Annotated in this window: 22 protein-coding genes, 2 tRNA genes and 1 pseudogene; 11 read left to right on the forward strand and 14 right to left on the reverse strand. The window is 41.1% G+C overall.

Going from position 1 to position 25108, the window contains the following annotated elements:
• Positions 1 to 144: 144 nt before the first annotated feature.
• The 12 genes from RS130_RS14690 to RS130_RS14745 form a co-directional block, all read right to left on the reverse strand.
• On the reverse strand, positions 145 to 924 hold the full coding sequence (locus RS130_RS14690; RefSeq protein WP_316026544.1) for a tetratricopeptide repeat protein: 780 nt from the start codon (positions 922 to 924) through the stop codon (positions 145 to 147).
• Between the two features lie 95 nt (positions 925 to 1019).
• Entirely contained in the window at positions 1020 to 1673 is a 654-nt protein-coding gene (locus RS130_RS14695) for an SEL1-like repeat protein (protein ID WP_316026545.1), read from the reverse strand.
• Between the two features lie 212 nt (positions 1674 to 1885).
• Positions 1886 to 2035, reverse strand: a complete 150-nt coding sequence (locus RS130_RS14700; RefSeq protein ID WP_316026546.1) for a hypothetical protein — start codon at positions 2033 to 2035, stop codon at positions 1886 to 1888.
• Positions 2016 to 2702, reverse strand: coding sequence for a TIM barrel protein (locus tag RS130_RS14705; RefSeq protein WP_316026547.1), 687 nt, complete (start codon positions 2700 to 2702; stop codon positions 2016 to 2018). The genes RS130_RS14700 and RS130_RS14705 overlap by 20 nt, the downstream gene beginning before the upstream one ends.
• Complete coding sequence (locus RS130_RS14710; protein ID WP_316026548.1) at positions 2702 to 3133, reverse strand: GMC family oxidoreductase; 432 nt, start codon at positions 3131 to 3133, stop codon at positions 2702 to 2704. The genes RS130_RS14705 and RS130_RS14710 overlap by 1 nt, the downstream gene beginning before the upstream one ends.
• A gap of 230 nt (positions 3134 to 3363) precedes the next feature.
• Complete coding sequence (locus tag RS130_RS14715) at positions 3364 to 4419, reverse strand: GMC family oxidoreductase N-terminal domain-containing protein (protein ID WP_316026549.1); 1056 nt, start codon at positions 4417 to 4419, stop codon at positions 3364 to 3366.
• Entirely contained in the window at positions 4416 to 4985 is a 570-nt protein-coding gene (locus RS130_RS14720; protein WP_316026550.1) for a gluconate 2-dehydrogenase subunit 3 family protein, read from the reverse strand. The genes RS130_RS14715 and RS130_RS14720 overlap by 4 nt, the downstream gene beginning before the upstream one ends.
• Before the next feature lie 145 nt (positions 4986 to 5130).
• Complete coding sequence (locus RS130_RS14725) at positions 5131 to 5469, reverse strand: TusE/DsrC/DsvC family sulfur relay protein (protein ID WP_316026551.1); 339 nt, start codon at positions 5467 to 5469, stop codon at positions 5131 to 5133.
• Between the two features lies 1 nt (position 5470).
• Positions 5471 to 5755, reverse strand: a complete 285-nt coding sequence (gene tusB / locus RS130_RS14730; protein ID WP_316026552.1) for a sulfurtransferase complex subunit TusB — start codon at positions 5753 to 5755, stop codon at positions 5471 to 5473.
• Complete coding sequence (gene tusC, locus RS130_RS14735; RefSeq protein WP_316026553.1) at positions 5755 to 6129, reverse strand: sulfurtransferase complex subunit TusC; 375 nt, start codon at positions 6127 to 6129, stop codon at positions 5755 to 5757. Before tusC ends, tusB begins: the two co-directional genes overlap by 1 nt.
• Complete coding sequence (tusD, locus tag RS130_RS14740) at positions 6129 to 6578, reverse strand: sulfurtransferase complex subunit TusD (protein WP_316026554.1); 450 nt, start codon at positions 6576 to 6578, stop codon at positions 6129 to 6131. Before tusD ends, tusC begins: the two co-directional genes overlap by 1 nt.
• A 46-nt stretch (positions 6579 to 6624) precedes the next feature.
• The gene (locus RS130_RS14745; protein ID WP_316026555.1) at positions 6625 to 7293 is read right to left on the reverse strand and encodes a Bax inhibitor-1/YccA family protein; all 669 of its coding nucleotides are present in this window, start codon (positions 7291 to 7293) and stop codon (positions 6625 to 6627) included.
• Positions 7294 to 7571: 278 nt separating this feature from the next.
• Between RS130_RS14745 and RS130_RS14750 the strand changes: the two genes are divergently transcribed.
• The 6 genes and pseudogenes from RS130_RS14750 to RS130_RS14775 all read left to right on the forward strand — a co-directional run bounded on the left by RS130_RS14750 (position 7572) and on the right by RS130_RS14775 (position 13118).
• Positions 7572 to 7663 (forward strand) — tRNA-Ser (locus RS130_RS14750).
• Positions 7664 to 8547: 884 nt separating this feature from the next.
• Entirely contained in the window at positions 8548 to 8931 is a 384-nt protein-coding gene (locus RS130_RS14755; RefSeq protein WP_316026556.1) for a hypothetical protein, read from the forward strand.
• An 11-nt stretch (positions 8932 to 8942) separates the two neighbouring features.
• Complete coding sequence (locus RS130_RS14760) at positions 8943 to 9998, forward strand: sensor domain-containing diguanylate cyclase (protein ID WP_316028071.1); 1056 nt, start codon at positions 8943 to 8945, stop codon at positions 9996 to 9998.
• 35 nt (positions 9999 to 10033) lie between these two features.
• Positions 10034 to 11119: a hypothetical protein gene (locus tag RS130_RS14765; RefSeq protein WP_316026557.1), complete on the forward strand. Its 1086-nt coding sequence runs from the start codon at positions 10034 to 10036 to the stop codon at positions 11117 to 11119.
• 513 nt (positions 11120 to 11632) lie between these two features.
• Positions 11633 to 12503 (forward strand): annotated as a pseudogene (locus RS130_RS14770) (MYG1 family protein).
• Between the two features lie 150 nt (positions 12504 to 12653).
• Positions 12654 to 13118, forward strand: a complete 465-nt coding sequence (locus RS130_RS14775; protein WP_316026558.1) for a DUF2147 domain-containing protein — start codon at positions 12654 to 12656, stop codon at positions 13116 to 13118.
• Positions 13119 to 13486: 368 nt separating this feature from the next.
• Here the strand turns inward: RS130_RS14775 and RS130_RS14780 are convergent, their stop codons facing one another.
• Positions 13487 to 15853, reverse strand: coding sequence for an alkaline phosphatase D family protein (locus tag RS130_RS14780; protein ID WP_316026559.1), 2367 nt, complete (start codon positions 15851 to 15853; stop codon positions 13487 to 13489).
• A gap of 291 nt (positions 15854 to 16144) precedes the next feature.
• Here RS130_RS14780 and RS130_RS14785 point away from each other — a divergent pair.
• Both RS130_RS14785 and RS130_RS14790 read left to right on the forward strand, forming a co-directional pair.
• Positions 16145 to 16236, forward strand: a tRNA-Ser gene (locus RS130_RS14785).
• 681 nt (positions 16237 to 16917) lie between these two features.
• Complete coding sequence (locus RS130_RS14790) at positions 16918 to 18624, forward strand: sulfatase-like hydrolase/transferase (RefSeq protein ID WP_316026560.1); 1707 nt, start codon at positions 16918 to 16920, stop codon at positions 18622 to 18624.
• Between the two features lie 402 nt (positions 18625 to 19026).
• Here the strand turns inward: RS130_RS14790 and RS130_RS14795 are convergent, their stop codons facing one another.
• Positions 19027 to 19560 (reverse strand): prepilin-type N-terminal cleavage/methylation domain-containing protein, encoded by a 534-nt coding sequence (locus tag RS130_RS14795; RefSeq protein WP_316026561.1) that lies wholly within the window; start codon positions 19558 to 19560, stop codon positions 19027 to 19029.
• Between the two features lie 616 nt (positions 19561 to 20176).
• Between RS130_RS14795 and RS130_RS14800 the strand changes: the two genes are divergently transcribed.
• The 3 genes from RS130_RS14800 to RS130_RS14810 all read left to right on the forward strand — a co-directional run bounded on the left by RS130_RS14800 (position 20177) and on the right by RS130_RS14810 (position 25003).
• Positions 20177 to 22561 (forward strand): DUF5060 domain-containing protein, encoded by a 2385-nt coding sequence (locus RS130_RS14800; RefSeq protein ID WP_316026562.1) that lies wholly within the window; start codon positions 20177 to 20179, stop codon positions 22559 to 22561.
• Positions 22562 to 22841: 280 nt separating this feature from the next.
• Positions 22842 to 23558 (forward strand): FadR/GntR family transcriptional regulator, encoded by a 717-nt coding sequence (locus tag RS130_RS14805; RefSeq protein ID WP_316026563.1) that lies wholly within the window; start codon positions 22842 to 22844, stop codon positions 23556 to 23558.
• Positions 23559 to 23770: 212 nt separating this feature from the next.
• The gene (locus RS130_RS14810) at positions 23771 to 25003 is read left to right on the forward strand and encodes a hypothetical protein (RefSeq protein WP_316026564.1); all 1233 of its coding nucleotides are present in this window, start codon (positions 23771 to 23773) and stop codon (positions 25001 to 25003) included.
• Positions 25004 to 25108 lie beyond the last annotated feature (105 nt).

Raw genomic sequence — 25108 nt, forward strand, 5'->3', positions numbered from 1 at the left:
TGGATAAACCAGAATCTCTGGATAACGCTCTTTTTGTGTTTAGCTTAAACGATACTTCATATCCAGAACTAGGGTTAGTTAATGAATAGAGTTGGTATAAACCACTCGCTGAGTGGCTGTATATCAATATGAATTGCTCGACGTTTAGTCTTCAACGATAGTCACCGAGCCCTTAGTCCATTTTTCAATCAAGGCTTGCCAATAAGATACATCCCAATTGAACCTTTCTCCAAGGTCGATTGCCTGTTCAACGTAGTTAATGACGTTGCTAAAGTTTCGGCTAGGTTTGTTTTTCTCGGCAATCGCCAGTAAAAAATAATACTCAGGGTTTTCTCTTTGCGACTCTTTCAACTGTGCTAACAGTTCATTCGCTGCGTCAAAATCGTGTAGCGACGTATCACTGGCTAACATTTTGAGTTCAGCTGCTCTTAATTTAGCAGCGGGGTAGTCTTTTTCTAGTGCTGACTGATACCAAAACAGGGCTTTCTTCTCATCATTTATCACCCAAGGGCTAGACTGAAGAATACTGGCTAACCGATATTCAGCTTTAGGTAAGCCATACTTGCTGGCTTCTGAGATCCAATAAATGCCTTGTTCAATATCTGTTTGCTCTCGATACAACTTAGAGCCGTACTCAAATTGCGCCAATGGATGCCCAGCTTTAGCCACTTCTTTTAGCAATGCTATCGCTTCTCCATCTTCTTGGTTTAACCACGTAAAGGTTAATAACATCATGGCATATTGATATTTGTCTTCGCGTTTATTGCTAACCTTTAGTCGTTTCACCATTCTACGTAGTTTGTCGTACAACCTTTCGTATTCTTCTTTCATTTGAAACTTGCTATAAGTCGCAGATCCCATATAACTACGGTTGAGAAAATTCACTCGAGTACCTTTAAAGTTAGGTGCAGGGAAGGTACTCATAACAAATCGCTCTTGTAACGTACGGGAGTAACCTATTTTTTGTACTGGTGTGAGATTACGAACTGAGCCATCGGGACCGACATCATAATCGACTATTAAAAAGGGGTTCTTTGAATGAATTGTGCTGGTACTCGGACGACACCGGTTTGTGCTTCTTGCGCGTCAGAAGAGAATCCGTCGCCATCTTCATTAGGGTCGCCAAACAAACTAACATCATCATAAAAAGAGTCGTCTGCGAAACTAGTAGAAAAATCGTCAAGAATAAGATCGGCGTCCTGATAAACTATATCCAAATTTCCATCACCACCAAAGGTAACTTTCTCCTTTAGGTTCTCTTGACTGAGCTGAGGAAAATACTGTAGCTGGACACTTTCTTTACTTAATTTTTGTTTTATAGACGACAAAATTATTTCAGCGTTTTGTTGTTGTTTGCTAGATAATAGGTCAAACACCTCCTTTGCTGCTTTTTTCGAATCAGAAAAGTTGTATTCTGCGGCCAAAGACAACCAAATAAACGCGCTTATACTGTCTTGTGGTACGTCGTATCCTTTGAGATAAATGGTGCCTAATTGATAAAAAGCATGAGGACTACCTACCTGTGCTGCCTTTGAATATTCAATTTGTGCTTGTTTATATTGCTCATTTTTGTATAGACGATCGGCTTCAAATACGTCAATGGCTAAAGCCGAAAAGCTATAGAGTGAGCTGACCACTAGTGAAGTTGATAAGCCAAGTAACCACTTTTTCATTCGTTCATTCCTATATTCTTAAGCTCTCTAAAGAAATTATAGACCCGCTTTCATTTTTTAACTAAATAAAAGAATCGGCTCTACCGTTATTTTTTAAGCGAGCGTCGGTGCCGGTAATTTAATATTCTTAGCTAAGCGTGCGAGATCGTTTGCAGCCGTCTGGTCGTCTTTATTTTTAGGAAAACACTCTGCGCCAATATAGCCCTTATAGCCTAACTCTCGAAGACGAGTGAGCACTCTTCCATAGGCGACTTCACCGGTACTCGGTTGATGTCGGTCGGGAAATCAGCTAGTTGTACGTAACCAACTTGCTCAAAACCGTTTTCCAAATGGGTGATCAAGTTACCATTGGTACGCTGCATATGGAAAAAATCCCAGTTTAATTTGATACTGGAAGAATTTATTTCTTGGCAAATGGACAAACCAGAGTTCAACCCCATAGATAAAATGACCTTTGTGATCGAATGGGTTGTAAGGTTCAATTGTGGCAACCTTCTTGGCTTTTTCAAATTTAGGTGCAACCTGCTTAATCCCATGGGTGTAAGTGTCTATCATTTGTTCGACGGACTTACCTTCTATATTTTTGTGGCCGGTAAGATTAAAGTTTGGCACATCAAATAAATCTGCTAATTCTATAGCTAAATCAGCCCATTCAATGAACTTCGCTAGATTTTTAGAGTCAGCGAGCGAGGGAGCGCCAGGAGAAAAGCTGGTAATACGGATCCCTTCGTCCTTAGCCCGTTTGGCAATTAAATCCGGAGTCTTGGCCTTTTTTACCGACATTGGGTTCCAAAATTCCACTGCAGTAAAGCCCATTTTTTTGGCAGCACTAATACGATCTAAAAAGGGGAGATGTTTAAACCACATTTCTATGTTGCAAGAAAATGAGCTTAACCACTTGGTTCTTTGTGTTCTAGAAATAAGCTCTGTAGTTGAGATCTTGGACTGAGTTGTTGCGTTACATGCTGACAAACTGGCACCTGCTATACTGGCAGCTGCAGTGGTTAAAATGAATTTTCGTCTGTCCATTACAGTTTTCCTTGTTGCATTAGTTTTGCTGCATAGTCGGCTGAACGAGCGGTAATTGCCATATAAGTTAGAGACGGGTTTTGTGTCGAGCAGGAAGGCATGCAAGCTCCATCGGTAACAAACAAATTGTCTACATCATGTGATTGCGCCCACTTATTGAGAACAGCTTGCTTGGGATCGTCACCCATACAGGCTCCGCCCATTTCGTGAGTACGTGCCCCAACCATAATGTATTTGTCGGCTGGAGTTTCAGATACTCTAATATTGGTACAGCCGCCGGCCTTGAGCATTTCTTTTAGATCTTTCGCTGCTTGCACAATCATTTTGCGTTCGTTATCGCGGATCTGCGCATCGATATGTAAAAGCGGGATCCCCCATTTGTCTTTCTTAGTTGGATGTAAACTTGCGTAGTTTTCATAGTAAGGCAACATTTCACCAAACATAGCTGTAAAAAAGCGCCATGGTGCGGGTTGTTGTGCTTTTCTTTTACTTTCGCCCCTATGCCTACACGTTTAGCAGTGTTACCTGTATTAGGTCGAGTGGCGGCTCCTCCTTGAAAGCCATAACCACGCACAAAGTCAACGTCGTCAGACTTATCTTGTCTAAAATTAGGAATATATGTACCTATAGGTCTGCGGCCATATGAATATTTGTCTTCGAATCATAGGACCGTTCCTCCGCCCATCGTGCCGGTAAAATGGTCCATTATGTAGTGACCTAAGGCTCCACTAGAGTTGGCTAGTCCATTAGGGAAGGTGTTTGACTTGGAGTTAAGTAGTATTTGTACCGAGCCTAACGCTGAGGCACATAGAAATACCACCCTAGCTCGATAACTGCGTTTTTCTTTGGTATGGGCATCGACTATGGTCACGCCTGAGGCCTTACCTGTGGTCTCGTCGTAATCTACTGTTGACGCTATGGCATCTGTAACTATGGTTAAATTGCCAGTGTTTCGCGCTGCGGGTAAAGTGGCAGATAAAGCACTGAAATAGCCACCAAATGTACAGCCTCTCTCACAATAAGAACGTGCTTGGCATTTAGTTCTCCCTAAACTGGTTTGAATTTCTGTTGGTTCCGTCATATTGGCTGTTCTACCAATGATCATGCGACGGTTAGGTAGATTCTTTTTGAGATTATCAGCAATGAACTCTTCGGCACAACTCATATTCCATGGCTTTTGATACACGCCCTCTGGTTGGTCAGGTAGGCCATCTTTGTTCCCCGATATTCCAGCAAAGGTTTCTACGTAATCGTACCAAGGTGCAATGTCGTCATAGCCTATTGGCCAAGGGATTCCATGCCCATCTTTTGCGTTTGCTTCAAAATCTTTTGGCCCAAAACGTAGGGAAACCCTCGCCCAAGTTAAGGAGCGGCCACCTAAGTGATAGCCTCTTGTCCACATAAAAGGGCGATCTTCTGGGTAAGAGTAAGGGTATTCTTTTTCGTCAGCAAAAAATTGAATAGACTCCGTTTTGAGCTTACCTTTTTTTGTTTTTAACATACGATAACGGCCTTCTTCATCGTATATTTCTGATGCCATTCCTCTGTTTTCCAGTTGCCAAGGGGCCTGCATATCTTTGTATTCAGTACTGGGATGGTCTAAGTGCCGCCCTCGCTCAATTACTAGCGTTTTGAAGCCTTTTTCACAAAATTCTTTTGCCGCCCACCCACCTGTCATTCCTGAGCCAACTACTATTACGTCATAATCTTGTTTCATAGTCTGATCCCGCTATTAACTTTAGCAAGCTGCTGTTTTGTTAAGTTGCCGTAATATTCTCCTGGAATGAGTATAAAGTCGGGGTTAGCTTGTTCTGAGGTGTAAAAAATATGGAAAACCATTTCTTTAAGTCTGCGATAGTTAGATGATAATTGTGTTTTTTTATTAGCAAATGCGCTGATGTCGAGCTGCTCAATTAGCTGCTGTCTTAAGTGGAGTGGCAATGCTAAATAGCCTTGACCGTGGGTATCTTTGGCTAGAGCGCCTATTTGTTGAATACAGGTTTTAAATTGCTGCTTGGTTTTGCTGCCTGCCCAAGTCATCATTAACCCGTCTAGGACTGAGATCACTTGCGCGTCAGTAGCGCCGATTGTGTCGGTCTTGGGGATCATAATTTCAGCAATGTCTGTTAGCACAGTGAGCTCATGCGCTGAATAAAACTGACCGTCTACCTTTATTTCAGCTAACTTTGTTTGTTTGTTCAGAGTACTTGCTAATATTGGAGCGGTAACAATATACATAGCCGCACCAATAAACACTCGCCTGCTTATGGAGATATGTTGCATCTATATTTAGCTTTGTAAGTTAACAGTTAAGTGTATGTTAACAGTATACAAAATTATAGAGAAGTAATTGTTTTATATGTAAAGTAAATTTTGCGTAAATAAAACGTGTTTTTCGCAAGTCATTATAAAGTAGGTGGTATTTTTACTATAAGCACTTTGCTGGCTTCGGTAAACCTGCTATTTTTGTCGCTTGCTTAGCAGGGCCTTTAGGAAAGAGTTTGAATAGGTAACGACTATTGCCTTTTTCAGGACCAAATTCTTTAGCCATGGCTTTTACGAGTGCGCGCATGGCGGGGCTAGTATCGTACTGTAGATAAAATGCTCGAACAAATTTCACTACTTCCCAATGATTATCTGATAATTCAATGTTTTCTTGTGCGGCCAAAATTGCTGCCATTTCTACTTGCCAGTCATTTGTGTTAAGTAAATACCCAGCTTTATCGACCGGTATTTGTCTATCGGAAAACGTCAGAAAATATTCCATATTACCAACTTATCATCTGTTTGCAGGTTAGAGTGAGTTCTACAAATTCTGCATAGTCAATGGCTTTGAATTTGGGATTGTTCAATGTGATGCCACGAGCAATTAAATCGTCTGCTATACAGTAAACAGGTGAAAAATTTGCCAATCTTTCATTTAGTTCTGCATGTTGGTATGCGTATACGGCATCTTGAGTAAGTAGTATTTTGTCTGTTTTAGCCACGCGCTGTAAACAATGGTTCAGACTATGTTCTGAAAAGGGGCTAGCGGATAATTTATGTAAGATCATTAGAACACGACCACTTGATTATGAAAGGATAATAATTGCTGACATTGCTCATCAGTGACTAAGGTGACGGGGATACAAAGTTCTGCTTCAGATATGCCGCGGGATAATAAACTGTCGTGGCATACATAAATTTTATCAATGTCGTAAAACTCCAATGCGGCGAAGGTCTTAAAATAGGCTTTACGATTAAGCTGTGCTGGGTTTTGTTGGCGTAATAATTGCCACACTCCATCCTCAATGAAAAATAGACTCACTGCTTGACCAAAGTTACTCAAGGCTAATGCTAGCTCTACACTTTCTTGGCCTTTAACTGAGTCATATGAGGCCGTTTTGTTAACTATTGCTAAGCCGCTAGTTTGATTGTCAGTATTCATTAGAATTGTACCAACCTATCGCTTTGACTAATTAAGGTGGCTAATTCGCCAAGTCCAACTGACTCAAAATGTGTAGACAAACTATAATGTTGTTGATCTGATTCTTGGGCGTCTTGTTGACTAGTAATGCCTCTTTTCGACGCAGCCGTTACGCAAACCATTAGAGGCACAGCGTATTCTATGGCCAACTCAACCCAAGCTTGATGTAAGTTAAACTCTGCAGCAGATATAACTTGTAAGGCGCTACCATTTAATGTGCCGTTTCCATAAAAAAAGATCCCATTTACTTGATGTTTAGCAGCGAGTGCAGCTTTTGTAAAACGATAAGCCGTATAGGCATTTTGTTGGGAGTGTGGGGCACTAGTAACTAAAATTGTAAACAACGCCATAGTATTAAATAGGGTGATCTTAAGTGAAATTGATAAGGCAAATGTACCATAAAAAAACACCCCAGCAAGCTGAGGCGTTTTTTATTTATAAACGGACTAATTGTTACTAGTCATCACTATTAAATACACCTAATAGGTGAAGGATAGAGGTGAATAAGTTGTAAAGGTTCAAATACATAGAAACAGTTGCTCGAATATAGTTGGTTTCACCACCATTAATAATGCGGCTTGTATCATATAAAATGAAGCCAGACATAATAAATACGATAGCAGCGCTAACCGCTAAACTAAGGGCCGGAATACCTAAAAAGATATTTGCGATAGAGGCTACCACGGCTACGATTAAACCAACTAGCAAGAAACCACCCATAAATGAGAAGTCTTTCTTAGTCGTTAACACATAACCAGATAAACCAAAAAACACTAGGGCTGTGGTGCCTAATGCTTGCATGATCAGTTCGGTTCCACCAGGAAAGCCTGCGTAGTGATTGAGCATTGGTCCTAATGAACCGCCCAATAGACCGGTAAACGCAAACACAAACCAAATGCCTTTTGAGCTTTCAGCGGCTTTGTTTAAAAAGAAAATCATCACTAGTGCGGCCAAACTCATAACCAAAGCAGCGCCTTGACCTAAACCCATTGACATGGCAACGCCAGCACATACCGCACTAAAGGTTAAGGTCATAGCTAACAACATATAAGTGTTGCGCAAAACCTTGTTTGTTTGAAGTGCAGAAGCTTGACCTGCACTAGTATAGGTAGATCTTTGTTCCATTTTTTTCTCCAAAACTTAAGTTAAAATTAGTTTTATATTTATATAGTGTATTTGTATGGGGTTTGGTTCAATAATTCAAGTAATACCGTATTAAATATTTGTGAGAAAGTGTGATTTGCTGCAAATCTAAACAAAACGAATAAACAAACAGCAGTTAGCGTGTATTTTACATTTATTGCTTTACAACAATTCAAAACGCCTCTAATATGCGCATCCTCAATTAGCGGAGCTAGAAATAACTGGCTTTTATAACGGTAATTGAAAAGTTAAAAATCAAAGGATAGCTGGCAGAGCTCGGTTTAATGCACCTGACTTGAAATCAGACGTACGGTCAAACGTACCGGGGGTTCGAATCCCTCGCTATCCGCCATATACGAAGAACCCGCACCTGTTGCGGGTTTTTTATTACCTTGAATTTAGTTACTTAATTTAACTAGCGAGGGTGAGAAGCCCCGCGGTTCGACTAATCGTCTGGAACGATTAGCACAGCCGCAGGCTGCCCGCAGGGCGAGTATCAGGGATGATACGAGTGAATCCCGTCAAGTAGATGATTAAGTATCAAAGATTACAATCTTTACATTGAGTGTTTGTACTCAACGTTGTTCGTTGGGCTTTTTTTGTGCCCAGTCGCGCCTAGGTGAGAAGCCCCGCGGTTCGACTAATCGTCTGGAACGATTAGCACAGCCGCAGGCTGCCCGAAGGGCGAGTATCAGGGATGATACGAGTGAATCCCGTCAAGTAAATGATTAAGTATCAAAGATTACAATCTTTACATTGAGTGTTTGTAGTCAACGTTGTTCGTTGGGCTTTTTTTGTGCCCAGTCGCGCTAGGGTGAGAAGCCCCGCGGTTCGACTAATCGTCTGGAACGATTAGCACAGCCGCAGGCTGCCCGTAGGGCGAGTATCAGGATACTTTTGGAAATGCCATTACGACTATTTCATTCTGAACATGGTGGAATAATCTACATTCACCGCTTTTGTTTGCTATTTGCATCAAAATTCACTCGCTTCGCGGGTTAATATTGTTTACCTTGAGCCAGTGCACTTATGTGGAGTTTTATTTGCATAAATGATCCATTGCTCTATCAGCTAATAGTGTATTCCCTTCACACTAAATAAAGGTAGTGTCATATGTTTAATGTAAAGGGAGACTGAGTAAAAGTCTTTAGGTTTACTGTGGTTTTTACTAAAAATTGACCATAACATCGCGTTACTTTGGAGATGCAGACCGCTAATGAAATTGCATAATTGTGTATGTTTTCTTTTGACTTATTAGGATCCAAACAAAGGGCTCTTGGCATAATACAACATTCCGCCATAGTAAGAGTGGTGTTATTGTTAGCTGGATGGTTAGGGGTCTGGCTTATTGCGGGCTTTGTTGAATACACTCATCATGCAAGTGTTTGGTTCCCTCCTGCTGGCTTAACCTTCGCCACATTATTTGTGGTTGGAATACGGGCGGCGCCTGTTTTAATGCTAGCCGCTGTTTTGGTGACAATATTTACAGGTAATGACTATCATCTTCAGTTGCAAAACACTGAGTTGATCAAAAGCGGTGTGATGTTTGGTATTGCCCATATCACCCCTTATTATCTGGGAAGCAAAGTGTTTCGGTGGTTAACTGACGCTAAAAGCTAAGCTTGCCTACGGTGATAATTAGTTTTTTATTGATAGTGGCAACTGCTGCTTTGGCGGCCACCTTCTTAGTTATTACCTCCTTGAGCCTATCTGGAATGATGTCCTTTGCTGACGTTTCAGCCACTTGGTTACCTTTTTGGATAGGAGACATGGCCGGGATCATCATTCTTAGTCCCTTGTTTTTCTCTTGTATTCAACTCGCCTATCCGCATAAATGTTTCACAATACTCAAGCATATAGAAGGGCAGTCAAACCAACCGACCGCCCAGTTCAAATATAAAATTTTACTTTCTTCCTGTTTAATTATAGTCACTATGTTGTTGACCAAATTTACTCAGTCAATGGATAGCTCATTCGCAATTTTCTTTTTGGTCTTGCCACATATGTGGATTGCTTGTACCGAGACTGCTTTCCCTAATATTCTGAGTTTGGCATTGAGTAGTATATTCATAGTATTTTTGATTGATCTATTGGCGCTGATGGACTTTGTAATGGTTTATCAATATACAATTAATGTGGTGGCGGCCAACGCCATGTTTGCTATGGCAATACCTGCGCTAATTGCCCATAATCATCAATTGGTTACTAGGGTGTCTACAGATAGCTTGACGCAAGCGGCATCTAGAGAGCATTTGATTGAGCAAGGTAAGTTTGAGCTTCAGCAAGCAATACAACATAATCGAGATTTTAGCATATTGGTATATGACATTGATTACTTTAAAAACATTAATGACACATACGGACATGATGTTGGAGATGCAGCGTTAAAAATGTTAAGTGAAATCGCTAAAGCATTATTGCGACCGACCGATTTATTAGGGCGTTTGGGCGGCGATGAATTTGTAGTGCTGTTACCGAATACAGACAAAGCAACCGCATGCAATATCGCCAATAGATTGTTAGAGCATGTCAACGGAACTGAATTTGTCAGTGGTGAGGCTTTTTCGGCCAGTATTGGTATTACTCAAATGCGAGAAGGTGATGATTTTAACAGCATTTTTAAACGTGCTGATAACGCATTGTATGCTGCTAAAAAAGCTGGACGCAATTGTATTCGCCTAAATTAATCGTAAAAGAACTATATTAACTTGAAGGAATGAAAGTGAGAAAAATCGTTATATTTTGTGCCTTAACGCTTAGCGCATGTGCTAGCAATCAGGTCATCGACTCGCAGATAGAGAACGCAGCCCAAAAGCAAGCCAAGGAATCCACTTTAACGCCGCAGCAAATGATAACCCGGGCAAGGGCCCAATTAGCTAAGGCTTCCAAGGCCGAGTTAACTTTCTATACTCCATTACACTTTAAAGAGGCACAACAAACCCTTGAGAGGATCGAGAATTTACAAAAACAACAGGCCGTAAAAGAGCAAGCTGAACATGATTTGTTGATCATTACCGAAGCCTTCAAAGCCGAAAAAATAATTAACAAAGCTTTTTCTATTCAACAAATCATAACCTCGACTCTCGAGAATTCATTAGCTCACAAAGCGGTATTAGAAGACTTGGGAAGTGATAGAGAGTATCCATCTACCTATAATAACATCGTAGAAGACTTAGTTGATTTGTTTAAACTCATTGAACAAAACGAAGTCGAAAAGGCAAGAAATGAGCAAGCAGATGTGTTGGTTGATATGACCGCTTTGGAAGTAAAAACACTTATTAAGCGACATGTTGCGCCTGCTATTAATATTTTAGATAAAGCTGAAGACAATGATGCAGATGACTATGCTGAAATAACCTACGAGCAAGCAGAAAAAGTGATCAGACGAGCAAAGAGTTTTATAACCGATAATTACCGAGACAGACAAGGGGTCAAGGATGTGGGTATTGAAGCTGTAGTTGCGGCAAATAGAGCGCTAACAATAGGTAGCGAATCTCAGTCAATGATGGATTTAGATGAAGAAGAAGCAGAGCAGAAAGCCCTTGAATTTGAACGTTTGCTAGCGCAAGTAGCGAACAGCTTAGGGGTAAAAGAGGTCACTGGTTTATCTTTTAGAGAACAAGCCCTTGAGATGGTTGAGTTTGCTACTCAAAAAGGCATGCAATTCAATAAAACCGTGTCTGAGCAGGAGATGACACCTGCTGCAGGTCAAACAATCCCTCAATCTCGGCTTATATTTGAAACTGAAACTGAAACTGAAACTGAAACTGTACAGTTGGGTACTCCGCAAAGTGTTGAGGCTGAATAAGTTGGCTGTTATCGCTCGACTGTATATGTAACCTGCGTCCTGGATAAGCCGAACCTCTCGCTAACGCTCTTTTTGTGTCTAGCGGCGTTGGATTGTTTAACAATAACACATTATTAGGTACAACAATCCGCCTTGCTATACACGAAAAATTTCGTTACCGAGTAACATTTAGCTGAGGTTATGTAGATTAAACCATTGAATTATATTGATATTTCTTGACTTAACTAGTGTTTAGCTTAAACGATACTTCTTATCCAGAACTCAGGTTATGTAGATATGCTAAGTTATTAACCTCTATATACCCATACCACTTTGACATAACAGATACAGAGGGTAATCTGCGTCTTATTGTATGGGTCATTATGAGCTGAGCAGATTGGGCAAAGGGCAGTATTTGCTGCTTTTGAAGCTTGATTGATATACCATATGCGGTTTATACCGTAGCCTAAGCTATTCATATGTTGGTGCTAATCTAGTACTCACTTCTACATTCTTCTAAAATGATAAAAATACATGACAAACAAAACGATAGTGACCCATGACGGCAATTTCCATGCTGACGATGTTTTTAGCGTTGCCGCTGTTAAATACATATTTCCTTCTTTTGAATTAATTCGAACTCGTAACCAAGATATTATGGCCGACGCTGACATTGTGATTGACGTAGGCGGAGAATATAACCCAGAACTCGATAGGTTTGATCATCATCAGCGTGGTGGGGCAGGTGAACGCGAGAATGGTATTCCTTATTCTTCTTTTGGCTTGATATGGAAAAAATACGGATTGCAAATATGTCAGGGTAATCAACCAGTAACTGATGCAGTAGATGCTGGCTTAGTGTCAACCATTGATGCTATTGATTGCGGGTATTTGGTAGGGGTGGCAGAGGGGATTAGTCTTAGCCAAACCATTTCAATGTTTAATCCCACTTGGCAAGAAAATAGCAGTTTTGACAAATGTTTTGAGCAGGCGGTTGAATTTGCATATCACATTCTAAAACGCTTTATCGCATCGGCTAAAGGTGGAATTGATGCAACAGATATAGTGGTAAAAGCGATAGATACTGCTATAGATGAAAGGATCATAGTGTTGGAAAAATACGTGCCTTGGAAACGCACTGTTCATACGCTATCGAATACGGCTTTATATATGGTTTACCCATCTCACACAGGTGAGTGGAGAATTCAAACTGTACCGGTTGAACCTTAGTTCTTTTGAAGATCGCAAATCATTGCCACAAGCGTGGGCGGGCTTATCTGGTGAAAAATTACAGCAAACGACCGGCATTGAAGATGCCATGTTTTGTCATAATGGATTATTCATAGCGGGTGCTGAGTCTTTTGAAGGCATTAAAAAAATGGCTGATATTGCGTTAAGTGCCTAGCGCCAGCTAGCATGATTCTTGTTCTATTATGTAAAACTAGCGCTAGCAAAGTTGGCGTTTTGTCATCGTAATAATTACTGGTCTGATGAGGTGTTTTCTACTAAGATGAGCAGCTATCAATGTACAAATTGTACAAAATTTGGAGAGGTTATGAAAAAATTTCTAGCTTTATTGTTGTTATCTGGATTCATTAGCAACGCGGCTTTAGCTGCTGATATTGAGGGGCTTTGGTTTACTGAAAATCAAGCGGCTCAAGTAAAAGTATATCAATGTGAAGATCGTTTTTGTGGTGAAATTGTGTGGTTAGAAGAGCCGACTTGGGATCAAGACGACGTTGATAACAATAAAGATGCCGTTTTAGGTGCGCCTAAAATTGACTTGAAAAATGACGTTGAAAGTCTTCGCAGTCGTCCCATTTTAGGTATGCATATGTTAAATGGCCTTAAAAAGGTCGAAAACAATCAGTACGAAGACGGTAAAATTTACGACGCTGAATCTGGCAATACCTATAGCTGTGAAGCTAAGCTGGCTGACGCTGGCGACAAGCTAGAAATGACAGGATACATTGGCGTTAGCTGGTTTGGCAGAACAACCACATGGACCCGTGTTCAATAACAAACAGTCATATCGATAGGATAATATTTAACTTGGATCCTGGATAAGCCGAATTTCTGAATAACGCTCTTTTGGTGTCTAGCAACGTTGGATTGTTTAGCAATAACATGTTATGACGTACAACAATTAGTATTGCTATACACGAAAAATTTCGTTACCGAGTAACATTTAGCTGAGGTTATGTAGACAAAACATATTAAATCATTGAATGATATTGCTTAGCGTAAACTAGTGTTTGGCTTAAACGATACTTGTTATCCAGAACTAAAAAACGGCCTTTGTATAAAGGCCGTTTTTCGTTGTGCTTAATGGTTACTTAACCTGAGTTCCGCACTAAGATCCAGATTACTTATCATAACGGATTGGGATTAGCTCAGGATATTATCCCCTTTGTTTTCTTGTTGATGTATAGTCACCGGCCAGCCAGGGTATTGATTGCTGGCATTGCCATCCGCGACGTCTACTAAGAATTTATAAGCATCCATTGTGTAAGTGCGTTTTTCGGTATCAAAGGTGATAAAGCCAAAGCCGCTGCCTTTTTCATGAGCTTTTACATATCGATTACCAGACTTGCCAACCACTGGGTTGCCCACCGCATAGATATACATTTTATTGCCAAAAGTATCGTTAAACTCCCCCGTATCGGCCAAACCATGGACTGGACGATTTTGATGGGGCATATCTATTGAGTCTGGTTTCCACCATCTTGGCCATCCGGCTGAAATAGCGGGGGTGCAAAAAGCCCAGTTACTGTCTCGTTGCTTAGCGACGCCATATTGAGATAAAGATCCCAAATGTGTATCCCCACAAATATGCAAGGCCATGGAGTCACGCATGGCATCTACTGCGCGATCGCGCGCTTTTGCTGGCCAGCCACTGGAGTCAAAGTCATATTTCATAAACCTGTCTGGTGTGGGCTGGTGCGTGCAGATCCCTGCAAACACGGTTTGGCTGAGCACGGCTTTTAAGGTGTGTCCACGCCAGTCTTTGCCCCATTTCTTGAGAAAGTCCTCTTGGCGTTTGCCTAATAACTCTAAGCCATCTGGGTTAAATTTAGGATTGTAGCTAAATTTATCTTCATCTTGGCCGGTCACGCCTACTTCTATATCAATTCGTTCTGGACCACTTTTCCATTGTCTGTCTGCAATAATGGCAAAGTTCACGCCACCATAGAGCATATCGCCGTAATAAGAGCTAATGCCGTTAGTGGGGGTAGGGTCGTAGGGATCGGGGTGATGGTTAAGCGTGGTTCTGTGTACCATGTTTACCACACGAGGAGATTGAATATATCCCCCTAAAATAGCCGCAGAAGGATCTTTCTCTATATTTTGCATAGTGGCGCCACCTTCTCCCCACAAGTTGCCTTGCAGCACATCGTGATCGTCAGGTAAGCATACTGTTGGTTGATTTCGCATGACTTCTTTAAAGGACCAACCAAATTGGTAGAACTTACGTAAATAGTTAAGAATAGCTAGGTTGTCGGGAGTACGTACAATGCCGAAGCCACCGTGACTTTCATATATTTGGTCACCAGAGAAAAACACTATATCAGGGTTAAGTTTCTCGACATTTTGTGCCACTGGCTCGTAGGGAAAGCCATAATCATTTTGACAAGTAAGGGCAGCCATACGCAATTTATTGCTTGCCGGGTTGGCTTTTATAGTGCCAGCGTAAATATCCGGTGTTTCACTACCATCTGTGTGTTTTTCAACATAAATTACTCTAAATGGGGTGTCTAGTTTTTCATTCCAATTCGCAATCCTAAAAGTAGCTAGCCAACCATCATGGTTAATAGTTTGTTTGCCAAGGCTCAGCCATTGATTGTTTCGCTGAACTTGCAACTCTACTTGCTGATTATCTTGCGCGCCGATAGGTCCAGTATAGGCACTGAGCTTCATCACAAAACCTTCATCATTTCGAGAATCACTCAATGTGTACATGGTCCACAAAATAGGGCCAAACTTTTGTTCTTCGATAACTGAGAAAGCTTCACCCTGCATAGTCCAATTACTGAAGCGATACCGAGCCCCCAACTTATCTTCTGGCACTTTCTCTTGTGAGACGGAATGAATTGAAAAGTTACTGACTAAGGCAACATTACCTGATAGCTCTGATGCAGGGACTAAATGACTTAATTGACCAATCACTTTGCCTGAGCTTGCTAATTTAGCGGTTAACGCTAACGCCATAGCTCCGGATTGCGGTGCCCCCGTTAATACTAGTGTCACTTCTTGATTATCAATTTTGCTGGTTAGAGGTGCGGTGTTATTGCCAAGGATGAGTTCATTATTTTTTATACCTAAGTCATAACCCCCTTGCACAAAACAGTTACTGCGATACTCATTTAACTCGCTTTTGGCACCGAGTCTAATACCTGCACCGCCATCTCTTTGGTATTTTTCTAAACGGGCCAGTGTTACCGACATAGTAAAGCTTTGATCCAGATGGGTTAATTGATGAGTTAATGAATGGATACTGCGGTTGCCACCTCTAGTTAAACATTCCGCGCCGCCATCAACGACGCGCCAATCTTCCATTGGATTGGCCCAATATTCTCCACCTAGCCACACTCTATCATGGGTTTTATGCCATTTGTCGCGGCTAGGGTTGGTGCCCGTTTTGGCCGGAGGCGAGGCAATAACACTTGATGTACTATTACAACTTGATACACCTGTAGCGACAACACCTGCAGCGAACATTTTTAGAGCAGAACGACGAGAGATATTTTTATCCATGTTTAACCTATCTAGTATTTTGAAAATTGTTAACAATGTTGGGTGGTGGTTACTATAATCATTTTTTAGCAAAACGTCATATTTTTGTTATCAATAAGCTAAATAAACTTTATCGCTAATGACTTTGCAACTTAGTATAAAGGAACAAACAGTTTATCTATTAGCTAGCGAGGCCCACAGAGGGTAGGGGATAATGCCATTTTCTGTTTAAAAATTCAGCGGTTAGTTTACTAGATGTTGATTGGGACTTTACATCCAATAAAAACGTCTTTAGAATGCGCCCCTCAGTTCGGATAGCTGGCAGAGCTCGGTTTAATGCACCTGACTTGAAATCAGACGTACGGTCAAACGTACCGGGGGTTCGAATCCCTCGCTATCCGCCATATACGAAGAACCCGCACCTGTTGCGGGTTTTTTATTACCTTGAATTTAATTACTTAATTCAACTAGCGAGGGTGAGAAGCCCCGCGGTTCGACTAATCGTCTGGAACGATTAGCACGGCCGCAGGCTGCCCGTAGGGCGAGTATCAGGGATGATACGAGTGAATCCCGTCAAGTAAATGATTAAGTATCAAAGATTACAATCTTTACATTGAGTGTTTGTACTCAAGGTTGTTCGTTGGGCTTTTTTTGTGCCCAGTCGCGCTAGGGTGAGAAGCCCCGCGGTTCGACTAATCGTCTGGAACGATTAGCACAGCCGCAGGGCGATTATCAGCATGATTATCAATATCCGTGAGTGCGTATCCAGCCAATTAGATAGTTTCAAAATCTAATCTACCCATTAAAACTCTAACTTTAAGTCGCTCAATTGTTCATTTGGCATAGTAAAGAAATTGTAAATGGGCTAGTGATTTGGATTAATTTAAATGAATATATAAATTCATGTGTTTATATATGAAGCTTAAAGGCTGCTATGATTGGTTTGCTATTGATATAGCGAGTTAGCGTAGAGATTAAAGGCTGACCAATATCAATAGAACGTGTGAATATCTGATCTGAATAGTTACACCTTGTGCATGACTATTAACCTAATTAATTAGACCTCGACAAAAGTGATTGAATAAATGAACAAATTTACCTTAAGTTCTTTGTCTGCAGCATGCTTAGTACTGTTTGCTTGTAGTGCTAGTTCCGATAATGATAAGCAGACCGCTCCCAGCATTAATCAACAAATGACTCAAGCCTCTCAGCAGAAACCTAACGTTGTGGTCTTATACGCTGACGATATAAGTGCTAGAGAGTTAGCTATTTACGGTTCATCTAAGTGGTCGGGTTATCGTGGTAAGTCAGTTAGTGACAGGCGGAAATTAGCTGACATCCCAGTGATCGAAAAAATGGCTAACCAAGGAGCGTTTATCGAAAATGCATGGGCATCAACTGTCTGTTCGCCAAGTCGAGCCATGATGATGACAGGTCGATACGCTAGCATTCATAAATGGTGGCACAATGGTGATGTTGGAGTGGTGTTAAAACCAGGACAAAAGCAAACTTATACGCCAAAAGAGAATATTAGCAAAGAAGAGCGAACCAGCAGAGCTGTTAATGGGCCAAGAGTCACTTTGTTTGAATCGTCACCTTTACAAATTGGACATCTAGCACAAAAAGCTGGGTACGCCACGATGTGGAGTGGTAAAACACAAATGCCTAGTTGGGATAAATATGGCTTTGATGAAGGGGCATTGACTCCTGGAGAAAGACCGAGAAGCAAACAGAAAAATCCTTATACAGATTTTAATTTAATTACTAAAAAAGTGCAGGGCAAACGTGTGTTAGTGAATGAAGACACGGGTAAGGTGTTAACTCGCAAGTCTTATGCACAAAATGGCTGGTATTGGCAGCCGAGTGTGACGCTGATGAATCATCCTAGCAACAAGGAGCAATTTGAGTTTTGGCCAAACACAGCTGCAAGTAAAAAAGAATACGGCGTCAACACCTTTGGGCCTGATGTTGAGGTAGACTTTATCTTCGACTTTATGGAGCGTCAGCATGCTAAAAATAAACCTTTCTTTGTTTATCATACGAGTCATTTAGGACACGATGCCTTTGACTGGTTACACCCGGATTCAGAAGAAAAATGGCCCGGTACCCCTGTTGTTAAATGGGATGGCGAGAAATACACCAGAATTACCCCTAATATTACCGGTGATAATGGTGTTTACGATACTCATGGTACGGTGACTGAGCCAAGTATGGCAGCTCATGTTAAATATCTAGATTACCAAGTTTGGTTATATCTGCAGAAATTTAAGCAAATGGGTATTGAAAACGACACTATTTTCATTTTTGCGGCCGACAACGGTACCAGTGGTTACGGCAAAGCCAGCCATAATAAGCAAGAAGGCACTCATGTACCGCTAATTATTTATGCGCCGGGAGCAAATATGACCAAACACGGTAAACAACCGGTGTTGGCATCCATGGCGGATATCTTGCCTACCTTGGCTGATATCATGGGCGAGCCTATTCCAGCAGATTACCAAGTACATGGTGAAAGTTTGTGGCCGTTTTTAACGACTAATAAAAAAGAGCATAGAGCGTGGAATTACGCCTATAAGAATTATCGTCAATTGATACGTGGTAAATTAGTCATGAAAGATGGGGCAGACAAATGGTGGGATGTATCTGTGCAACCAGATGATCTAACCAGTTTTCCTATGATAAAAGATTGGAGCAAAGTATCCCAAGCTCATCGTGATGAACGTGACAAATTGAAAGCCGTGCTACCGCGCTTTGATAATTATGAATTAGAACATGATTTTATTGCTGAGTAATTGTATCTCAGTGATCAGCAACCGCGCTTTTATCGTAAACCCGCAAAGTGGGCGTCATTTTTAAGTAACAATCAAGGCCTGATGTCGATACGTTATCGGACCCAGGCCTGTTGATGTCAGTTTAGTTGAGGCAACAGAGAATAGTCGTTGTACCTTGACCAATGAACATGTAGGACAAGGCCGCTGGATGCGTTCGAACAAGCACTTAGTCATTTGCCTGGAGTTCCCCCATCTTTCACTCGCGATGATTGGTCTTGTTTATACTCTTGCTACGTGCACAAATACAGCCCGTTTAAAAATACGAAAGGAGGTAAAGCATATTTGTTTCACTCATTATGGCTAGTAGTCAAGGGGCTAGCGTTAGGCATATACCCTTGTAGCAGAAAAGCAAAAAATTGATGTTCAGCAACCAGATGTTATGTATTCAATGGTAGGTAGCTCCCCCTTGTTTTTTGCTCTGTTATATATCAGATAGCAATTGGTGGCCTCTATAGGTTTTTTATTGACATACGCTCCCGATGTCCAAGTAAACGAAGCTTTAGTCAGATAGAATATTGAATGGCTATTGTTTGTAGACCAAATCCAATCTGTGTCAAAACTATCACTCATAGCTTTGGATAGGCCATTAGTTCTTGAGCCGCTGGGGTAGCCATATCTTGTCTCAATATCAGTGGCGCCGTCACCATCAAGGTCAACATAGGCAAGTTCGGCGTTACTTTTTCCTTGCAATACAGACTTGGCATAGACAAGTTTACTCGCTGAAGTGATTGCTCCACCAACAGATTTTAAAACGGACACATTTGCATCGCCGCTTAAATCTATGAACTTTGGCGCTGCTGTCACAGCAAGAATTCCTAGAATCACGATGACAATTATGAGTTCAACCAGTGTAAAGCCGGATTGAAGGTTCGATTTTTCGTAGACGGGACTGTTCATTTTTATTTCTCATTTTTTAGCCCAAATATCCCTCTTTAGACAAAACACTTACAACATGGACTTTTAGTGTATTACCTTGCATGTACAAATGTTATGGGCTAGCCGATACGTAGGTATGCAAAATGATAAGCTTATTAATACGCCTCGCAAAAAGTACAAATACGTTAAGGAGCGCTTCTTGACTAAGCGCATATGAGCTATATATAGGCTACATAACCTGAATTGTAGATAAGCCGAACCTCTTGATAACGCTCTTTTGGTGTCTAGCGGCGTTGGATTGTATAGCAATAACACGCACCAAAAATTTCGCTACCGAGTAACAGTTAGCTGAGGTTATGTAGACAAAAATATATTAAATCATTGAATTAAATTGATAATGCTTAGCGTAAACTAGTGTTTAGCTTAAACGATACTTCTTATCCAGAACTCAGGTTACATAGGCTCGTTGCCAGAGTGTACTGACTTCATTTGCTTAGCATAGCTGATAATCTTTTTACAGAAAAACAGCAGTACCATTGAAAAGTGCACCGTTCTTTAAATTAAAGTATTGTATTACAAATTGATTTTTGTCATCATTATTTTACATTAATTTTACATGCCCTAGGTTATAAATAAAATGAAACGTTTACTAGTAAGTTGCACTCAAGCTTTATTACTCACGTTATTATCAAACAGTGGTATCGCTCAACAGAGCAAGGCTGTTATCGATGCCAACGTATTAATGCTAGAGGGTAGCGGCTTTTATAAGCGTGAAGGCATGATAGGTTTTAGAGTTGAAGACGGTAAAACGAGAGGTGAAGTAACGTCTACAGTGCCCATGGGGAATGGCCGATTTGATATTAGTTTACACACAGCAGGCGATAAAAATGGCCAATCTACTTACACAGTTAAAGTCGGGGACAGTGTCATAGGAAAATTCATTGCGCCTAAAACAGAGCAAAATATAGACACCTCCTCATCTTTTGTTGCCCATTTCAAAAGAGTTGAAGTGAACGAAGGTGAAAAATTCTCGGTGATAGTCGAAAACGCTAGTCATAATGGCAAAGACTTTAGCCGTGGTTTGTGGTCAAAGTTGGTATTTTCCGCTATCGACTATGATCCTAGCAAAGCTAAGTCGAACGTTTCTGCGCTTAGGTTACAAGAAGAAATTGAGGCGGGTCCTGCTTTAGTTACGCCAAGACAACAAGACGGTGACGGGGCTGTGGTTATTAGTGGCGAACAAAAGCAATGGCACGATGTGGTGTTAACAATGGATGGTCCTTTTGCTTACGAACAAGATGTGGAGCCTAACCCTTTTTTAGATTATCGCATGTCGGTGACGTTTGCTCATGAGTCTGGCGTTCCCACCTATACGGTACCCGGTTATTTTGCGACAGATGGCAATGCTGCAGAAAGCTCTGCTGAGTCTGGTATTAAGTGGCGTGCTCACCTATCACCTGACAAGGCAGGACTTTGGAGTTATCGCATCTCTTTTGTAAAAGGCGAAAATGCATCTGTGACGCCTTCGGTTGGCGAATATGTTTACCCTTATCAAGGAAAATATGGCACCTTTAAAGTGGCAAAGACAGATAAGAAAGGCAAGGATTTCAGGGCAAAAGGCCGCTTAGAATATGTGGGTGGACATTACTTACGTCATGCCGGAAGTGGCGAGTATTTCTTAAAAGCCGGTCCTGATGCCCCAGAAACCATGCTGGCATATGCAGACATTGACAATACTTTTGGAGTCAAACCTAATTTAGCGATAAAAACATGGCAACCCCATGCACAAGACGCTAAAAGTGGTGATCCAACGTGGCAAGGGGGCAAAGGCAAAAACTTGCTAGGCGCGTTTAATTATTTGGCCAGCAAGGGGTTAAATGCATTTTCATTTTTGACCTACAATGCTGCTGGAGATGGCGACAATATATGGCCTTACGTTGAACGAAATGGCAAATTCCACTTTGATACCTCTAAACTTGACCAATGGGGAAGATTGTTTAGTCATGCACAAGAACTAGGTTTGTATCTGCATTTCAAATTGCAAGAAAATGAAAGCGATGACAACCGTAAAGGAAAGGGTGTGACCCTCATTAAAGAATCGTTGGACGGCGGGTTGTTGGGTATTGAAAGAAAACTCTATTTACGCGAACTCATCGCCCGTTATGCACATCATTTGGCTCTTAACTGGAATATTGGCGAAGAAAATACGCAGAGTTATGAAGAGCAAAGAGATATGGCTGAATATATTTTGAACCTTGACCCATATGATCATCATACCGTTATTCACTCTTTTCCTAATCAACAAGAAAAAGTGTATTTATCGTTGTTAGGCCCACAATCTGTCCTAACTGGAGCGTCATTACAAAACAGTTGGAAATATGCACACCAAAAAACCTTACTTTGGGTAGAACAATCCCGAGCAGCGGGTAAACCTTGGGTAGTGGCTAACGATGAACAAAACCCAGCAGGTATGGGCGTGCCACCTGATCCTGGCTACAAAGGCTTCGATGGTTGGGCTGAAGATCGTGAAATGAAATATAACCTACATGATATTCGTAAGAAAACGTTATGGGGCAATTTAATGGCCGGTGGAGCAGGGGTTGAATACTACTTTGGTTATCGCTTGTTAGAAAATGATTTAGTCGCCGAAGACTTTAGAAGTCGCGATAAATCTTGGGATTACGCGGGCATTGCGGTGAAGTTCTTTGCTGAACATGATATTCCTTTTCATCGCATGCGCAATATGGATCAGTTAGCCAGTGTCACCGATAAAGCTAACCAACCTTATGTGTTTGCTAACGAAGGTGAAGTGTACTTAGTGTATTTACATGCGGCTCATAGCACTACCTTAGATCTGTCTCTAGACAAAGGAACATTTGGTGTAAAGTGGTTTAATCCTCGTACCGGTGGAATGATGGAAAAGGGCACTGTTGATAGCGTAACTGCTGGGGGGATGGTGGACTTGGGTCAACCAAAAACGGAACGTAAGGAAGATTGGTTAGCGGTGCTGCGCAAGGATTAATTGGTATGACAGTTTGCCCACTATAAAAAATAGTTGGCAAACGATATTTCAGTTCTTCTATTTTAAGGTAAGTTTTCTCCTGTAATTTTTTTGCTGCGTAAGGTTAACGTTTAGCTAATTTTTTGCACGTTACGCCCGTACGAAAGATTCAATTAAGGGTCGTATTACTAGTTTCATGCATTCTACCGTGCTATTTAGTCTGTTTTGTTGTACTTTACTTTTTAAGGTAAACTCATAATTTAATAATATAATTGACAGAACTAAGTAAGCGGAAAATTGAATGTCTAATTTTGCAAGCAGTAAAAATTTATCACAAAGAATGACCAGTGAATTAGGTAGGGCCATAGTTTGTGGTGAATACCCTCGAGACAAAAGTTTACCTACAGAAGCCGCTTTATGTGATAAATTTGGCGTAAGCAGAACCGCTGTGCGTGAAGCCATTAAAATGCTGACCGCCAAAGGACTCATATCTAGCAAACCTAAACAAGGTATTCGGATTTTACCTGAAGAGCATTGGAATATTCTTGATGCAGAAATGTTAAGTTGGTCTTTGCAGGCCAAGCCGTCTTTGCATGTTCTCAAAGAGTTTACCCAAATGCGTATGGCGGTTGAGCCTGAAGCTTGTGCTTTGGCGGCAAGACATGCTTCTCAGGAACGCTTAGCTGAGATTGAACATGCCTTAAAGCGTATGGAACTATCGGTTGAAAATAACGACCAAGCGGCCGAGTTGCAGGCAGACATCGACTTTCATGTGGCTATTTTATATGCCACAGAAAATCGCTTTTACATTCGTATGCGAGATTTTACCACTACCGCATTGAATGTCAGTATTCAGCACACTAATCCAGCTATTGCTAATCCAAAAGGTGTGGTGGAAGAACACGCACGTATTTTTAATGCGATTAAGACAGGCAATGCTGAACGAGCGAGAAACAGCATGTTTTTGCTTATCGATGAGGCACTAAGCATTATCGAACAAAAGTTAGACCAAGCATAATCCGCGTTACAGGGAATCCGTTATATCTTGAATTGATATAGCCCACGTCACTCTTTGTTAAAGCCAGTTAATTTATTAACCTATTTGTATCATTAGTGTTAAATGATTAGTAATTTTGTATTACAATTGGCCGGGGCATTGTTCTACTCACAATGGCCTACGGTTTGTTGAAAATAAAATGTGAAGCGTTAGCTAATAGTGAGAATAACTACATGAAATTAACATCCTTGAGTTTGATTGGCTTAAGTGTTTTGGCTTCTAGTTGTGCCAATACTGTCAACACTAGTGATACTGCTACATCATTAGTACATAGCCACCCAGTCGTGAAGCGTCAGAATTACATCGAAAAAGATGGGCTTGTGGTGATAGAAGCAGAGAACTTTGCCACACAAGTACTATCAGACAAGCGCCGCTGGTTGGTTTTTAATGATAGTGATGGGGTGAATGCTAAAGGAGTGTTTGCCGATCCCGACTTGCCTCATACTCATGGTGCAAGCGGCAATAGTTATATTGAAATATTGCCAGATAATCGTACGAATCATGATGAAGAATTGATCCATGGTGAAAACTTTTCTCCAGATGCTGGCAAGATGGCCGTGGTCACTTACCCAGTATATTTTAGTCAACCAGGGCGCTACATTATTTGGGGAAGAGCCTTTAGTACGGGGCCAGAAGATAACGGCTTTCATTTTGGTTTAGATGGCGTGTGGCAAGAGAGCTCGCAACGTTTACAGTTTTGTGACGGCAAACACATGTGGACGTGGTCTTCACAACAAAGAGTCGATAGTAATCATTGCGGCACACCGAAAACCTTATGGGTTGATGTCGTAGAAGCCGGTCAACATACCTTAATGATGTCCATGCGTGAAGATGGTGCGGAGTTAGATAAGATTATTTTGTCAAACGATCTACATTACACTCCTAGTGGCGTTGGGCCTGAAGAAACCTTATATAAAGAAGTCAAATTAGCAGAGAAGAAAGCCTATATTGATATAGATCATTATGCTTATATTTTAAATTCGAGCACTAGCTTTGATTTTGAAAGTACCTCAGCTGATCGTTATTACTATGATAAGTGGCGTGGCGTGCTAGCCATAAATGCTGGAAACCCAGCCCTAAGAAATAAATTCATCTCGGCTCAGTACACACATAACAAGGCTAAGCCAGAATCTTTCAAAATGAAGCTGGTAACACTGACCGAACTGGATGGTGAGTCGGAATATAGAGTCTTGCTTAATGGTAAATTATTAGGTGAATTTAAAAATCCTGAAACCAAAATAGACTACCAAGAAGCGGTGTTTGATGTAGGAATGGTTGAACTTAAAAAAGGTGATGTCATTACGGTTCAATCTAATGCAGTCACTAACGGTAAAATTCCAGAAGGAGACATTACTGCATTTGCCCGAGGTAGATGGCGTGGTTTAGTTTTGCAGCAAGTTAACTAACTTCATATTTTCACTTTAGACGGGTCACATAAGTTGATAAGTGTGACTCGCATTAAACGCCAAATAGAGTGGAAATTAGCCTAATTTATAGGTAGTAACCTGTTC

The organism is Paraglaciecola aquimarina (genome assembly GCF_032464635.1).
Classification (GTDB): Bacteria; Pseudomonadota; Gammaproteobacteria; order Enterobacterales; family Alteromonadaceae; genus Paraglaciecola; species Paraglaciecola aquimarina.

What these genes read in the sequence shown, in the direction of transcription:
- RS130_RS14710 (WP_316026548.1), bottom strand. Translation starts at nt 3,133, where the DNA reads ATGTTGCCTTACTATGAAAACTACGCAAGTTTACATCCAACTAAGAAA.
- RS130_RS14690 (WP_316026544.1), bottom strand. Translation starts at nt 924, where the DNA reads ATGAGTACCTTCCCTGCACCTAACTTTAAAGGTACTCGAGTGAATTTT.
- RS130_RS14795 (WP_316026561.1), bottom strand. Translation starts at nt 19,560, where the DNA reads ATGAACAGTCCCGTCTACGAAAAATCGAACCTTCAATCCGGCTTTACA.
- RS130_RS14720 (WP_316026550.1), bottom strand. Translation starts at nt 4,985, where the DNA reads ATGCAACATATCTCCATAAGCAGGCGAGTGTTTATTGGTGCGGCTATG.
- RS130_RS14810 (WP_316026564.1), top strand. Translation starts at nt 23,771, where the DNA reads ATGAAATTAACATCCTTGAGTTTGATTGGCTTAAGTGTTTTGGCTTCT.
- RS130_RS14780 (WP_316026559.1), bottom strand. Translation starts at nt 15,853, where the DNA reads ATGGATAAAAATATCTCTCGTCGTTCTGCTCTAAAAATGTTCGCTGCA.
- RS130_RS14725 (WP_316026551.1), bottom strand. Translation starts at nt 5,469, where the DNA reads ATGGAATATTTTCTGACGTTTTCCGATAGACAAATACCGGTCGATAAA.
- RS130_RS14705 (WP_316026547.1), bottom strand. Translation starts at nt 2,702, where the DNA reads ATGGACAGACGAAAATTCATTTTAACCACTGCAGCTGCCAGTATAGCA.
- RS130_RS14755 (WP_316026556.1), top strand. Translation starts at nt 8,548, where the DNA reads ATGTTTTCTTTTGACTTATTAGGATCCAAACAAAGGGCTCTTGGCATA.
- RS130_RS14775 (WP_316026558.1), top strand. Translation starts at nt 12,654, where the DNA reads ATGAAAAAATTTCTAGCTTTATTGTTGTTATCTGGATTCATTAGCAAC.
- RS130_RS14700 (WP_316026546.1), bottom strand. Translation starts at nt 2,035, where the DNA reads ATGCAGCGTACCAATGGTAACTTGATCACCCATTTGGAAAACGGTTTT.
- RS130_RS14745 (WP_316026555.1), bottom strand. Translation starts at nt 7,293, where the DNA reads ATGGAACAAAGATCTACCTATACTAGTGCAGGTCAAGCTTCTGCACTT.
- tusC (WP_316026553.1), bottom strand. Translation starts at nt 6,129, where the DNA reads ATGAATACTGACAATCAAACTAGCGGCTTAGCAATAGTTAACAAAACG.
- tusB (WP_316026552.1), bottom strand. Translation starts at nt 5,755, where the DNA reads ATGATCTTACATAAATTATCCGCTAGCCCCTTTTCAGAACATAGTCTG.
- RS130_RS14805 (WP_316026563.1), top strand. Translation starts at nt 22,842, where the DNA reads ATGTCTAATTTTGCAAGCAGTAAAAATTTATCACAAAGAATGACCAGT.
- RS130_RS14695 (WP_316026545.1), bottom strand. Translation starts at nt 1,673, where the DNA reads ATGAAAAAGTGGTTACTTGGCTTATCAACTTCACTAGTGGTCAGCTCA.
- RS130_RS14800 (WP_316026562.1), top strand. Translation starts at nt 20,177, where the DNA reads ATGAAACGTTTACTAGTAAGTTGCACTCAAGCTTTATTACTCACGTTA.
- RS130_RS14715 (WP_316026549.1), bottom strand. Translation starts at nt 4,419, where the DNA reads ATGAAACAAGATTATGACGTAATAGTAGTTGGCTCAGGAATGACAGGT.
- RS130_RS14790 (WP_316026560.1), top strand. Translation starts at nt 16,918, where the DNA reads ATGAACAAATTTACCTTAAGTTCTTTGTCTGCAGCATGCTTAGTACTG.